Raw genomic sequence first — 15,499 nt, forward strand, 5'->3', positions numbered from 1 at the left:
TCGACCAAAAAAATACCCGACGCTCTTCTTTTCGAGCCCCTGAACGCAATAACCTTAAAATTCAGTACTTCCCTTTTTCCCTGAAGGGCTTGACATTAACCATAGCGGCCTTCGCCGCATACATACCCACGCCCCCAACCACCACTCCGATCAGGGCCAAAAAATAAATATCAAACCGCAACCCAAGCAGGGCCAAGACAACCCCAACCCAAATTAACAATCCTCGGAACCAGCGCTTGAAATTTCCTTCCGCGATTATCACGCCATAGAAACTCATGTCATCTCCTACCAACACTATTCAAATAACCATTGCTTTTTACCAACTCCGCAAGCTCATTAATAGCGGGCGCAAGCACTGGATATCTATCTGACGCAAAAGCGCCTACCATATCAACGGTCGAATCACTTACAGATTTTTTCCAATTTGGCCTCACCATTTGCTCGAACAGACTACTTGCAGCACCTATCGCGGTGGCGGCACCAGCAACTGGGGCATTTCCCGCGGCAGTTGCTGCAGCAGCGATTCTCCCGGCCATACTCGACACCCAAGCGGCGTTATCTGCAGCTCGAATCGCCTGTTGAACATGACCCAGCTGAGTCATGTTCGGAGCCAAACCAGCTACACATTCGGCTGTTGCGCAGTACCTAGCCACAGTATCATCAATTGGAATATAGCCTGTTCGTGGACTAGTATCACGAAAAATCGGAGCAGGCAAATACTGGGCCATATATGGAATTTCACTTTTATTTACGAAATCAGCTATGAATGCCTGAATAGCCGGATCCACCTTTCCCGCTTTCTGAACATAGACAACCGAGCCAGCCTCATTTGACCATACGGCTCCCGAGTCAGTTTGCGTCACACCACCAATCTGAACATCAGGTACCCCAGGATAAGTCGTGCCTCCGATCACGAAACTCATCTGGCGCATTTGATCTTCAATATATTCAAGCGAAACATCTCCACCTTTCGCGCGTATGGCATCGGCAATTTTTTTTGCGACCGCCCTTTCTTCGGGATGCAATTGCCGGTTGTACATGTCCGCAACGGAGGCCCCCCCTGCTCCACTGAGCCCACCAGCAGCCCCGCCAGCCGCACTACCGATGACGTTGAGAATCACCCTGGTAACTTGCTCTCGCGCTTCGCCTGACAAGCCCGCAACGGCTTGTTCCACTTGCTCCTTAACCAAGCTGGTTGCAAGATCTCCCGCAACCGTGCCCGCAATAGCCCCAGCTACATTTCCCCCGCCCAACGCCGCAGCAATCCCCGCCACTGCCGCATGCAACCCGATCGCGCCCGGCTTACCTTCCCCCCAAAGATCCGGATCCTTCTCCTTTAGGGTCTTCAGCGCATCCCCCGCAAGCTGCATCCCCAACTGGCCGAAGGCTTGCTGGAACTCCAACTGCTCGCGGACCTTGTCCTTGTCGAAGATCTGCCCAATGCTGCCGTTCGCGCCAGCAGTATCCCGACTAAGCCCCGCCGTGCTATCCCGGCCGCTGTCCTTGTCCGAACGCACCTCAATCGTGCCCGGAGCAATCGCAGCGTAGGTAGTGCCGGAATCGCTGCCGCTGGTTTGGCCGAAGCTGAAGCCCGACGGTCCCCCCTTGTTTGCGCCGCCCTTGTTGGCAACGTCGAAGGCTCCTGACATGCCCAGATTCACGCCCACGGTGGTGGACTTGTACTCGGCCTTGTTCTTCAGGTCGGTAAAGCCCAACGTTTCCGTCGACAGCCTGTTCTTCGCGGCATCGGCATCGCTGGCGATCACCGCGCCGTCGAGCTGGGTATGTTTGCCCACGGAGACGTCGAAGCCGCCCGAACCCGCATACAGTCCGGACTGCTCAATCACGCTGTCGTAGTTCGACTTGGTCTTGCCCGTGCTGGCGCCGATGTAGGCGCTGCCCGTCATGGAACCGAAGCTGAAGCTGCCGCCCGCGTTGGCCTGTTTCTGCTTGGCGTTGTAGCGGTCCGTGTCCTGCTGGCTGGCTATGGTCAGATTCCTGCCGATGTCTGCGCGGATGCTGTCGGCGCGCGCTTGCGCGCCTTCCAGCAACGTGTCGCGGCCCGAAGTCAGCGTCAGGTTGTCCCGGGCGCTGATCTGGGTTTCGCGGTACGTCGTGCCGTTGCCCTTGGCGTTGCCACTGCCCATGTAACCGCTGGCGAAGATGTTGATGCCGCCACCGCTACCGCTGTCGGATACGCCAATGCCCACGCCCACCTTCCACCCGCTGTTCTTGTTGGTTGAGGTCTCCGTGGAACTCTGTGCCTGGCTCAGCAGCGAAAGATCGTTCGTGGCTCCAAGCAGCACGTTCTTGCCAGTGACATCGCTTCCGATGATGGACAAATTGCCCGAGCCCGGAACGCCTCGCTCACCCAAGGCCACGATGGAGACATTGCCGCCTCCCATGACGGAAGAGCCGAATACCGACTCCTGCGTGCGCTTCGTTTCGCTGACCGATTTGCTGGCGCCTACGCTAATCTGGATCTGCGCGCTGGCGTTCTCCTTATCCGCTGCCGTGGCATTGGTTCCTTCTGCAGCCTCCAGCATGCGATTGGCCTGCACCGCCTGATAGGCGGCCTGGCCCACTTTGACCGCGGCCAGGCGGCCGCTCTTGGCATCGTCTGCCTGTTTGAGCGTGCCGTGTATCTGTTGGGCGGCACCGAGCACGCCGCCCGCCACGCCTATCGTGATTCCGGATTGCTTGAACTCGTGGTACTCGTGCTGACGGGCTTCACCGACGCCAGCGATGATCGCCACATTGCGGCCGCTGATCGAGATATCTCCGTCCTGCGCCAGTACGTTGCTGGCGAAGATTCCCACGTCGCGCCCGGCGTCGATGGTCAGATTGCCGCCCACGCTGCCGACAGTGCTGCTGGAGTAGCCTCCGCTTTCGCCCTTCATCCAGTCGGTTCGTTGCTGCTTGCTATAACCGACGCTGAAGCCACCGCCACCGCCAAAGCCAGACTTGGTCACCTTCTCGTACTGGTAGTCCTTGTACGACTCGGTCGCTGCGGCAATGTTGATGTCCCGATTCGCCATCAGCGTGACGTCGTTGTCCCCGATGACATTCGACCCCACCACATTCAAATCCCGCCCAGCCATCAACACCGCCGTGTCACCGGTAAAGGTCGACCCCTTGGCCTGTTCCCAGTCGCTGGAGGAGATGGTGTGCGTGGTCTTGGACGACAGGAAGCTCTTGGTCTTGTAGCGAACCTCGTCATAAGCCGAGCCGGTTTCCACCCCGGCGACCAGGTTGATGTCGCGTCCCGCGCCCACCGCCAGCTGCTTGCCAGCAGTGACTTCGGCCGCACGCGCATTGACGTCCTGGCCCGCGACCAACGTGAGATTGCCGCCCGCCGCGATGGTCGAGCTGACTTCGGAGCTGGTGCTCAGGTCGTGGCGGTTGTTCTTCTTCAAGACCAGCGATTCGCCGTGGCTCTCCGTAAGCGTTTCCAGGGCGATGTCACGCCCGGCCTGCAGGCGCGCGTCATCCTTGACCGAGACTTGCGCCGCGGTCAGCGTGATGTCGCGGCCAGCCTGCATGTTGAGGTTGCCTGCGTCGACGCGGGCCACGCCGCTGACGTGCGTGCCCCAGGTGCTGCCGAAGTTCTCGGAGGCCGCGGTGGACGTCAGGGCGATGTCTCGTCCCGCCTTCAGGGCGACGTTGTCGCCCTTGATCAGCGACACCAGATTGGTCAGGTCCTCGCGCGCGGCGAGGTCGACGGTGGAGCCCTGGATCAGGCCGCCGCCCTGGTTGACGATGTTGCCGGCGGTCATGACGGTGGCTTCGCGCGCGCCGATGGTGCCGCTGTTGACGATGTCGCCTTCGGCTTCCAGCTTGACGTTGCGGCCGGCCATGAGGGTGCCGTCGCCCTTCAGGTCGCCTTCGCGCACCAGCAGGTAGACCTGCGGAACCAGCACGGTCTCGGTGGTGCCGTCGGGCAGCGTGACGGTCTGTTCGACCAGCCAGACCAGGTCAGTGCTGAGTTGGCGCTGCTGCGCCTCGGTCAGCGCCACGCCGAGCTGGATGCCGTTGTCGCGGGCGAACTGCGCACCGGCAGCGAGCAGGGCCTTGTACTGGCTGTCGTTGTCACTGTACTTGTCGAGGAAGCGCTGGCCGGTGGTGGCCAGGATCTGGTCGGACACGAGCTTCTGTTCATAGAAGCCGTCGCCCAGGCGCTTGGGTTGGCCCGAGGGCGTCAGGAATTTGGCGCCCGCGGGCACCAGCGAATCCCAGCTGCCCAGGCGCGCGCCGGACAGGTTCTGGCCGTCGGCTGCGGCGGTGGCGCCGCTGGCAGAGAGCGAGCCGCCCGCGCCGAGCGCGGCGCCGGCGAGGCCGGATGCGCCTTGCGCGTCCAAGCGCTGGCCGTCCAGGCCGCTATTGGCGCCGACCGTGGCGCCGGCCTGACCCGCGTTCGAGACCGAACCCGCGCCGACGCCGGCATTGACGGCTCCGGAGTTGCCTTGGTCGTCCAGGCGCTGGCCTTGCAGGCCGTTGCTGGCGCCGACAGTAGCGCCGCCCTGGCCCGAAGTCGAGACCGAGCCCGCGCCAACGCCGGCATTGACCGTGCCGGCCGCGCCGGGTTGGTCGTTGCGTACGCCCGTCACGCCGCCGCCCGAGCCGACGCCGTTGCCGATGCTGGTGCCAGGCAGCGCGCCCGGCTGGCTCAGCAGGTCCAGCAGGTAGTCGCTGGAGACGGTCGGACGCTGGCCGACGAAACGCGGATCGGTGGCGACGACGTAAGGCGCATCCGGCCTGCCATTGACGGTGTAGAGCTGGCTGTCCGGAATGCCGGCAGGATGGGAGACAGTGCGCACCACCGTGCCGCCAGGCAGGCCGACGCTGGCGACCAGCACTGGTCCAGGCGCGGCGCCGCCATTGCTGGCGCCGGGTCGGGAGCCGTTGAGCTGGACGGCGACGTTGCCGCCGGAGGTGCCGACCGGCAGTTCGATGGGCTGGCCCGCGAGGGTGGCGTTGTAAGCCTCGGAGTATTCCTTGCGGTCGCGCGAACGCGCCTGGGTAACCGTCATGGTCCCCGTCCGCGTGACGGTACGTTCACCGCCCGCGCCGATGTTGTTGATGGCGGGACCGGCCACCGTGAGCGCGCCGCCTGCGGCGATCTGGCTCTTGTCATTGGTGACTGAGCCCGTGAGCGTCATGGCCCCACCCGACAGGATCTTGCCGGGGTCGGACGAGAGGGTACGGGTCTCGGTAACGGTCTCCTGCACCTGGTAATAGGTGAACGTGCCGACCAGGCGGTTGTTGAAGTCGGCGTTGAATGCCCGGATGCGCGCTTCCAACTCCATGTGCGGCGCCTTGTAGGCGGCGTAGGCTTCTTCGTAAGCCTTGCGGCGCGCTTTCTCGGCTGCGCAGCCATCGATAATCGCGCAGTTGTCATACAGCGGCGGAACCCAGACCGGCATGGGGCCGGCCGGAGGCGTGACACCGAAGACAGACCAGATGCGCTCTCCGGAACCGTAAAGGAATTTCTCCGGCCGGTCCCAGCAAAGGTCGGCCGCATCGCCGCCGCTGCACCCGACGTCGGGAGGGGTATAGGTCGGCGTAATGGGCGAAGTCTCGCCGCCCCTGCCCTTCTTGCTCGGCGTGTAGTCGAACGGCGGTCCATAGCGCGACGCCGGATACTGGGTGGACGGCAGCAGGAACATGCGTTCCGGATCATCGTTCAGCCAGGCCGGATCCTTGCTGCACATAGGCGTCACTTCGTCGCACAGCCAATTGGTCTCGGCGTCGTACATGTCGGTGGTACCCGCCGGGGTGAAGTACACCTTGGACGTGCTGGACACCTGCACCGTTTCGTTGCTGTAGCGGTCGTTCTGGTTGCGGATGGACGCGGCCGAGATGTCGGCATTGCCTGCCGCTTCAATAGTGGCGGACGCGTTCAGGAGCGAACCGGCCTGGCCGATGGCGCGGCCGGCGGCGTCCAGCGCGCCGCCGATGCGCAGGTCGGCGCCCGCGTAGACCAGCGCGTGGTCGCGGTTGACCAGCGAGCCCACGCCCAGGTCCATGCTCCCGCGCGATGCGATGACGGCTCCGCCGCCCGCGCCTGCACCGTTGACCAGCGTGCCTGCCTGGATCGACACGGCATCGCCGTAGATGCGGCCGGTGTTGTCGACGCGGCCCGCGGTGATGCGGGTCGAAGCGCCGTCGATGAGGCCGGCGTTGGTCAGGCCCTGCGTCACCGTGATGCGGTTCTGGCCGCCGGCCAGCAATTGGCCGGAAGCCTGGTTGTTCAGCGAGTCCGCCGAGATGCTCAGGTCGCGGCCGGCGCTGATCTTGGCGCGGTTGTCCAGCGCGCCGCCCAACGATAGATTGAGGTCGCGACCGCTGGAGATGTCGCCTTCCTGGTTGAGGGAGCCGGCATACGCGAACGACAGGTCACCCGCGGATTGCAGCACGCCCAGCCCCTGCAATACTTGCGCGATGACGGTCAGGCTCTTGCCGGCTTGCAGCGTGCCCTGCGTGTTCTTGAGCGTGTCGGCGTCGATACGCGCGCTGCCCTGGGAAGCGATGGTGCCGCCCGTGTTGTCCAGTTCCTTGGCGCCCAGGCTCAGGTTCTCGATCGCCTCGATGGAGCCGCCCTGGTTGTTGACGCGGTCCGCCACGATGGAGACGACCTTGCCCAGCACGCCCTTGGGCGGGGCGCCGGCCGCGGTCAGCGTGCCGCTGTTGTCCAGGCTGGCTGCGTTCAAGGTCAGCAGGTTGTCGGCCTGGATCAGGCCGCCACGGTTGTCCACCGCGCCGGTGGCGGTAATGGTCAGGTCGCGGGCGGCCAGCGTGCCGTCGCGGTTGACGACGCTTGCGGCTTCGATGCGCGCATCGCCGGCCGCGGCGATCACGCCGCCTGTGTTGTTCAGCGTGCCGCCCAGCTTGATGGTCGCATCGCCGGTCGAAGTCAGCTTGCCGCCCTGGTTATGAAGATTGGCGGCGTTGATAGCCAGGGCGCCGCCTTGCACCACCGCGTTGCGGCTGTCGACGTCGCCTGGCGTGGCTAGCGTGACCTTGCCGATGGCGGACAGCTTGCCGCCCGCCAGATTCAAGCTGCCCCCGGACAAGCTCAGGTCCTTGCCGGCCAGGCTGGTGCCGCCGTGGACAATGGAGCCTCCCGTCAGCGTGATGCTGCCCGGCTGGCTGAGCGCGCCGTCGGCGCCCACGCCCGCCACGAAACGGCCGGCGTTGGAGAGTTGTCCCAAGGCGGTTGCGATGAGGTCGCCGCCGGCCAACACCGATCCAGTGTTGTCCAGCGTGGATCCGGCCCACAGCTTGGCCTGCGTGCCCGCGGACGCGACGCCCGCGTTGAGCAGCGCGCCGCCGGCGCTCAGATCCAATCCCGCACCGGACTGCAAGCGGCCGTCCGCCGTGACGGTGAGCTTGCCGCCGGCGCTGGCGATCAGTGCGCCCGCCTGCGTGGCGGCGACACCGCCCAGCGTTGCGTCCGTGCCTGCCCGCAGCGTCATGCCTTGTTCCGCCGCGGCCGAGCCGAACGCGGTGAGCGCGCCGCCCGCCAGCGCGGTCAGACCGCCCCCGGCCTGCAGGCGCGAAGCCGCGCCCAGCGCGATGTCGCCGCGCTGCGCGGTCAAGGACAGATCGCCTTGCAAGGCGGCGACGGTACCGTCGACCGTGATCTTGTCGCCCGCGGTCAGCGTTTGCGAACCGCCGGCCAGCATGCGTCCGGCCGCCTGCAACGCCTCTTGGGCGGTCGCAGTCAGAGTACGGCCGGCCTGCGCCAGCCCCGCCGCGCCCACGGCTACGTTGCGGCCCGTCAGCGTCAGGTTGGCGTCGGTCGCGGCGGTGCCGTCTACCCGCGCGTCGCGCGCGGCGGCCAGCAGCATGTCGCCCACCGAACTCAAGGCGCCCGTTGCATACAGGTCGCGGTCGGCGCGGGCAGTCAGCGTGCCTGCGGCTTGCAACTGGCCGTTCTGCTTGACGATGAGATCGCGTCCGGCTGTGATCGAGGCATTGCCCGCCGCGCGTTCGCCCAAGGCAGCGGCAAGGCCGCCCAGCAGGACGTCTCCACTTGCGGCGAGCGTCAGGCCGCCGCCCGAGGCAATGACGCCGTCGGACCCCAGGTTGGCGCCTGCGCGCGCGCTGAGCCCGTCGGAGGCCTGCATCCTGCCGCCTGCACCGACCAGCAGGTTCGCGCCCGCGTCGGCCGTCAGGCCGCCTTCCAGCGCCGTGGCGATGCCGTCGATGCGGATATCGCGCTGCGCGCCCAGGACGATGGGCGAGCCGGCGGTCGCCGTGCCCGTGATGAACAGGTCGCGCCCAGCCTGCGCCTGCAACGTGCCGCCCGCGGCGCCTGCGCCCGTGGCGGTGCCGGCCGTGCCTGCGATGCGCAGGTCCTGGCCCGCGCCCAGCAGCAGCTTGCTGCTGCCCTGGGCCAAACCCGCCTGGCCGATGGTGAGATCCCAGGCCGCATCCGCGCGCAGGGTGCCGTTGGCGACGGTCTTGCCGTTCAGTTCGGCGTCCGTGCCGGCCTTCAGCGTGATGTCCTGCTCGCCCGAAATCGTGCCGTTGGCCAGCAGCTTGCCGCCAGCCTGCGCCGCCAACAGTCCGCCCGCCTGCAGCGCGCTTGCGCCGCCCAGCGTCATGGCGCCGCCGCTATTCACGGTGAGCGCGCCCGCATCGGCCAGGACCGTGCCGTCCACTGCCAGATCCTTGTCGATCCGCAGCGCCGCGGATTGGCCCGCCACCAGCGTGCCTGCCAGCGTGGCGCTATCGGCCTGCACATCGACCGAGCCATCGGCCTGCAGACGCGCGTCCGCGCTGGTGGCCAGCGCGCCGCCGGCCTGAAGCGCCAGCTTGCCGGCCGCGAGGTTCTGGCCTTCGAGGCGGATATCGGCAACCGCGTCCAGGATCAGATCGGCCAGCGAGGAAATCGTGCCGGCCGCCGTCAGCGAACCGCCCGCGCGCGCTTGCAGCGCGCCGCCGGACAAGGCGCGGCTGCCGGCCGACAGGGCCAGGTCTTCGCCTGCGATCAGGTCCAGGGCGCCGTTGGCGGATGCTGCCGTGCCGGACAGATCCAGGCGGCCCCCGGCGGTCAGGCTGGCGCCCTTGTCGCCGCGCATGACCCCGGCCATCTCCAGATTGCCCGCGGCCGCGATCCGCGCCTGCTCCGAGGCGTCCAGCTGCGCCGCCGCGCCGATGCGCAGATTGCCCCTGGCGCTGAAATCCAGCGCGCCGTCGGCGCCCAGCTTGCCATCCGCGCGCGCATCGCGCACAGCCTGTAGTTCCGCGCCCGCGGTGGACACCAGAACGCCGCCCAGCGCCAGATCGCGGCCGGCGTCGGCCTGCACGCCCTTGCCCTGCAGCTGGCTGCCCGCCCCAAGCAACAGGTCGTTGCCGCTCTTGAGCCGCAGCGCGCCGCCATAGGCGAGCGCGTTGCCCTCCACGCGCAGGTCGCGCGCGGCGTCCAGCGACATGCCGCCTTCGGCCAGCGCCGTGCCGGCGAGGTTCAGATCCTGCCCGGCCTGGAGCGTCATCGATGCGTCGGATTGCAGATGCGAACCGCTAGCCGCCGTCAGCGCCTGGCCCGCCTTCAGGTCCAGGCCGCGCGCGGCGTAGACCTGTCCCGCCACGGCCGCGTTGCGCGCGGCCTGAAGGGTCAGGGCGTCCAGGGAACTAAGCGCGCCCGCCACGCGGAGATCGCCTAGCGTCGTGACGCTGACCGCGCCCTTGGCCGCGACCCGCGCCAGCCCGCTCATCGACAGATCGCCGCCGGCGTTCAAGCTCAGGCCGCCGGCGCTGGCGGCAAGCGTGCCGTCCACGGACAGCTTGCCAGTGGCATCCATGCTCATATCGCCGTTGCCGCGCCAGGCGCCGGCCAGCGTCATGTCGTTGCCGGCCTGGGCCCGCGACGAACCTTCGGCGTCCCATTGCGCCGTCTTGCCCATGACAAGGTCGCGCGCGGCAATCAGCGAGATGTTGCCAGTGGCCGCGGCCTTGCTGTCGATACGCGCGTCGCGTCCCGCGTTCAACACGATGTCGCCACGCGCGGCCATCGCGCCGCCCGCTTGCACATCGCCCTTGGCGCTCCCCGACACGCCTGCGCCCTGCGTGCGGCTGGCGTCGGCCAGGCGCAGATCGTTGCCCGCGTTCATGACCAATTGGCCGCCGTAGGCCAGCGCCGCGCCGTCCACCCGCACATCGCGCCCGGCCTCCAGCGTCAGGCCCTTGTTGGTTTCCGCCTCTCCGGCCAGGACCAGGTCCTGCCCCGCGCGCAAGGCCATGGCGCCTTCCGATTGCAGGCGCGCATCCGCGCCGGCCAGCAGTTGTCCTATCGCCTCCAGCAGCAGCGGACCGCCGGCCAGCAGCTTGCCCGTAATGGTGGCGTCGGTTCCCGCTTGCGCCGTCAACCCGGCCAGCGAGGACGCCGTGCCAGCAACGTTCAACGCGCCCTTCGTGATCATGGACAAGGGGCCGCCTGCTTGCGCATTGCCGCCCACCGTCATGTCACCGTCCGCGGCCAGTGTCAGCGCGCCCTGTGCCGCGCCGGCCGTGCCGCTGACATCCAGCGCGCCTCCCGCACGCAGTTCCGTGCCCTGGTTGCTGAGCAGGCTGCCCGACAGCGCCACATTGCCGCCGGTCTGCAGGCTGGCAGCGCCCGTCGCTTGCAACTGACCCGTGACTTTCGCCGTCTCTTGCGCGCGCAGCGTCAGGTCGCCGTCGGCGCCCAGCTTGGCGCCGAACACCGCGTCGCGGCCTGCCGTCAGGGTGGCCGATCCCGCCGCCACCATTTCACCGCCGGCGATGAGGTCGCGCGTCGCTTGCGCCGTGACGCCCTTGCCTTGGGTCTTGCTGGCATTGCCCAGCAGCAGGTCGCTGCCGGCATTCATGAAGAGCTCGCCGCCATAGGCAAGCGCGCTGCCGTCCACGCGCAGATCGCGCGCCGCGTCGATCGCGATGCCGCCGTCGCTCAAGGCGGCGCCCGCGAGGCTGGCGTCCTGGCCTGCGCTCAACGTCATGTTTTTGGACGATTGCAGTTGCGCCGCGGATCCCGTGCGCAGGTCCTTGCCTGCCTGCAACGACAAGGCGTCGCCGGACAACAGCTTGCCGTCCACCGTTGCGCCGCCTGCCGACACCAGGGTCAATGCGCCCTGGCTGGCCAGCTCGCCAGCCACCGACAATTCGCCGCCGCTCTCGCCGCGCAGCGTGCCGCCTGCCAACGCCTTGCCGCTGGCGCCTATTGTCAGGTCGCCTCCGGCCAGCAGGTCGATTCCGCCCGATGCTGCCGAGGTCGCGCCGTCCAGGCGCAAGGCGCCCCCCGCTTCGATGCGGTTGCCCTGGTTGCTGCGCAGTGCGCCCGCCAGCGTCGCGTCCTGCCCCGCCTTGAGTTGCGCCTTGCCTTCCGCGTCCAGTTGAGCGCTTTGGGCGAGGGTCAGATTACGCCCGCTATCGAGCTTCAGGTCGCCCGCGGCCACGGTCTTGCCGCCCAGGCTGGCATCGCGGCCCGCAATCAATGCGATATCGCCGCGCGACGCCATGGCGCCGTCCGCCAGCAGATCGCCGCCGGCACGCGCGGTCACGCCCTCGCCCTGCGTGCGGCTGGCGTGGTCCAGGCGCAGATCTTTGCCCGCGTCCATGGCCAGTTGGCCGCCGTAGGCCAATGCCGCGCCGTCCACGCGCAGGTCGCGCGCGGCATTCAGCGTCAAGCTCTTGTTGGCTTCCGCCTGACCCGCCAGAATCAAGTCTTGGCGAGCGCGCAACTGCATGGCGTCTTCCGATTGCAGGCGCGCATCTGCGCCCGCAACCAGCTGGCCTATCGTTTCCAACAGCAGTGGGCCGCCGGCCCGCAGCTTGCCGTTGATCGTGGCATCGCCCGCAGCCTGGGCCGTCAGCCCAGCCAGCGAGGACACCGTGCCTGACACGTTCAGCGCGCCCTTGGCGACCATGGACAAGGGACCGCCGGATTGCGCGTTGCCGCCCACGGTCATGTCGCCACCCGAGGCCAGGCTCAATGCGCCCTGTGCCGCGCCGGCCGTGCCGCTGACATCCAGCGCGCCTCCCGCCCGCATTTCCGTGCCCTGGTTGCTGAGCAGGCTGCCCGACAGCGCCACATCGCCGCCGGCTTGCAGGCTTGCGCTGCCCGTCGCTTCCAGCTGGCCCGTGACCTTTGCCGTGTCTTGGGCGCGCAGCGTCAGGCCCCCGTCGGCGCTGAGTTTCGCGCCGATAGCTGCATCGCGGCCCGCGGTCAGCGCCACGGAGCCCAGCGCCACCATCTCGCCACCCACGTCGAGATCCCGTCCCGCGAGGGCGCTAATGCCCTTGCCCTGGGTCTTGCTGATATCGCCCAGCCACAGATCACGACCGGCGCTCATCGACAAGCCGCCGCCGTAGGCCAGCGCGCTGCCGTCCAGGCGCAGCCCGCGCGTGGCGTCTATCGATATGCCCCCGTCGCTCAAGGCGATGCCCGCGAGCTGGGCATCCTGGCCCGCGCTCAACGTCATGCCCTTGGAGGATTGCAGTTGCGCCGCGGATCCCGTGCCCAGGTCCGTGCCTGCGCGCAGCGACAAGACATCGCCGGACAACAGCCGGCCGTCCACTGTCGCGCCGCCTGCCGATGCCAGGCTCAGGCCGCCTTGGCCCGCCAGTTCGCCGGCCACCCGCAAGGCGCCGCCGCTTGCGCCGCTCAGCGCGCCGCCCGCGTATGCCTTGCCCTGCGCGCCCACCGACAGATCTCCGCCCGCGAGCAGATCGATTGCGCCAGCGACAGAAGACGTTTCGCCGTCCAGGCGCAGCTTGCCCCCGGCTTCGACGCCTATGCCCTGATTGGTGCGCACCGCGCCGGCCAGCGCCGCGTCTTGTCCGGCCTTGATCTGCGCCGCGCGTTCCGCCTCCAGCAACGCGCCCTGCGCGATCGTCAGATTGCCTCCGCTATCCAGCGTCACGTCGCGGGTAGCGACCGTCTTGCCGCCAAGCTGCGCATCGCGCCCCGCCATCAGCTCGACGTCGCCGCGCGCAGCGATTGCGCCGTCCGCTTGCAGATCGCCGCCCGCGCGCGCCGACACGCCCTCGCCCTGTGCGCGGCTGGCGTGGGTCAAACGCAGATCGTTGCCGGCGTTCATCGACAGTTGGCCGCCATAGGCCAATGCCGCGCCATCCACGCGCAAATCGCGGCCCGCGCCCAGCGTCAGGCCGGCATTGGTTTCCGCCATGCCTGCCACGGACAGGCTCTGGCCCGCGCGCAGCTGCATGGCGCCGTCCGACTGCAGGCGCGAATCCGCACCCGCCGCCACCTGGCCTATCGCTGCCAGCAGCAGCGGACCGCCGGCCAGCAGCTTGCCGTTGACCGTGGCATCGCCCGCCGCCTGGGCCGTCAGCCCCGCCAGCGAGGACACCGTGCCCGCCACGTTCAGCGCGCCCAGCGTGCGCAGCACCACCGGCCCACCGGCCTGCGCGCTGCCGCTGACGGAGAGGTCTTCGCCAGACGCCAGGTTCAGCTCGCCTGCCGCCGCGCCCACCGCGCCGCTGATGGCGAGCGGACCCGCCGCGCGCAGGTCCACACCCTGATTGCCGCTGAGACTGCCCGTGAGCGCAATGCCTGCCCCGGACTGCAGCCGCGCGCGCCCCAGGGCTTCCAGTTGCCCCGTGACGGCCGTCGCGCCTTGCGCGCTCAGGTCCAGGTCGCCGCGCGCCAGCACTCGCGCGCCCACCGCGGCCTCGCGTCCGGCCTTCAATCCGGCCGCGTTCTCAGACACCAGTTCGCCATCGGCCCGCAGATCGCGCGCCGCGTCCAGCCCGACACGCTTGCCCTGCGCCTTGCTGGCCGCGCCCATGCGCAGATCGCCGCCGCTCTTCAGATCCAGCGCGCCGCCGTAGGCCAGCGCGCTGCCGTCCAGGCGCAGGTCGCGCGTGGACTCGATCAGCATCGCGCCATCGGTCAAGGCCGCGCCAGCCAACGTGACGCCCTGGCCCGCGCGTATCGCCATGCCGCGTCCGGATTGCAGTTGCGCGCCGGCCTCCGATACCGCGTCCGCGCCGGCCTGCGCCTGCAGCGCGCCAGATGCGTACACCTGACGCGACAGCAGCATGTCGCGCCCCGCCTGCAACGTGACGCCTTCCTTCGCGGACACCACGCCGCCCGCCGTGGAGACGCCGCCGCTTTGTTCCCCCGGCGCAGCCGGTTCAGGCGTCTTGCCGGGTTCCGCGCCGGTGCCGGAGTCCGAGCCGGAACCCGTGCCAGTTCCCGAACCCGACCCCGTGCCATTGCCGGCTCCCGTGCCGGTGCCGGTCCCCGCGCCCGTGCCGCCGCCTTGCCCTGGTTGCGGCACGACAGCCTGTCCCGCCACCTTCAGGTTGCGCCCCGATTGCGCGCGCAGGTCCTGGTCCGAAGTCAGCAGACCTCCCGACAGAGAAAGGTCCTTGCCCGCGGCCACGCGTAAGGCGCCCTGCGTGCGCAGGCTGCCCTGCGCGCCCACCGCGACATCGCCGCCGGCCTCCACATTCAAGGAGCCGCCCGCGCCCACGGCGCCCTGCACGGACACGTCGCGCGCAGCCGCGAGCGCGGCTGTTGCGCCGGCCTGCGCCGCGCCTTGCACGGCCAGATCGCGGCCGCTGTCCACGCGCAGATTGCCGGCTGCCTGCGCCGTGCCGCGCGGCGCGATGCGGACGTCGCCCGCCGCCGTGACTTGCAGATCGCCGGTCAGGGCCACCAGGTTGCCGCCGATGTTCACGCCCACCCCAGCCTCGGTGCCGATCAGGCGCACGCTGTTGGCATACATGCCGCCCAGCGCCGCGGTATCCAGCGCCACTTCGGGCGCCGCGCCTTCCCCTGCCTGCGCCGAAACGGCCCCGGAGGCGTAATCGACGCGCGCCGCGCCCGCGGTCACGTTGAGCTTGTCGGCCCAGACGTCGGCATTGATCTCCAGCGTGCGCGCCAGGAGATCCACCTGGCTGAGATTGGCGCCGTTCAGGCCGGCGCCATCGATGCGGATCTTGCCGGAAGCGATATCGAAACCGATGCTGCCGTCAGGCCCGACCTGCGGTTTGCCCGTGGTCAGGGTGGCGCGGTCCGCATTCAGAAAACCGCAGCCGTTGCAGGTGATGCCTGCCGGGTTGGCGACGATCACATTGGCCCGGTTGCCGGCCACTTCCAGGGTGCCCAGCAGTTGCGACGGATTGGGCGCGGTGACCTGGTTGAGAATGGTGCTGGCGCGCTGGTTGCCCAGCATGGGATTGCCGCCCACCTGCCCCGCCAACTGGGTCTGGCTGGCGCCGCCGCTGTTGTTGAGCACCGCGCCGGACGGACCGACGTTGAATTGCGTGTAGCGGTTGTTGGACACGCCGCCGGCCGAAGGCGGCGCGATGTTGATGACGGGCACGCCGTTGCTGACGCCAACGGAAGGCTTCGCGCCTGCCACGCTCTTGTCCACCGAGATCGGCAAGGTCTGCGCCAGCACTGGCGACCAGACCTGGGTAAAGACGACGGACCAGACGATCAGGGAGCGAAGCTTGGACATCATGCGTATCCGGGTGGACTAAG

2 protein-coding genes are annotated in these 15,499 nt (G+C 68.2%); both read right to left on the reverse strand.

The features are described from left to right. Positions 1 to 61: 61 nt before the first annotated feature. Positions 62 to 277 carry a hypothetical protein gene (locus AXYL_RS21105; RefSeq protein WP_013394889.1) on the reverse strand — a complete coding sequence of 72 codons (216 nt, stop codon included), beginning with the start codon at positions 275 to 277 and terminating at the stop codon, positions 62 to 64. Between the two features lies 1 nt (position 278). Further along, positions 279 to 15,479, reverse strand: coding sequence for a hemagglutinin repeat-containing protein (locus tag AXYL_RS21110; RefSeq protein ID WP_013394890.1), 15,201 nt, complete (start codon positions 15,477 to 15,479; stop codon positions 279 to 281). Positions 15,480 to 15,499: the final 20 nt, after the last annotated feature.

This window comes from Achromobacter xylosoxidans A8 (assembly GCF_000165835.1).
GTDB lineage: Bacteria > Pseudomonadota > Gammaproteobacteria > Burkholderiales > Burkholderiaceae_B > Achromobacter > Achromobacter xylosoxidans_B.

Coding starts and splice junctions, on each gene's coding strand:
- AXYL_RS21110 (WP_013394890.1), bottom strand. CDS start 15,479: ATGATGTCCAAGCTTCGCTCCCTGATCGTCTGGTCCGTCGTCTTTACC.
- AXYL_RS21105 (WP_013394889.1), bottom strand. CDS start 277: ATGAGTTTCTATGGCGTGATAATCGCGGAAGGAAATTTCAAGCGCTGG.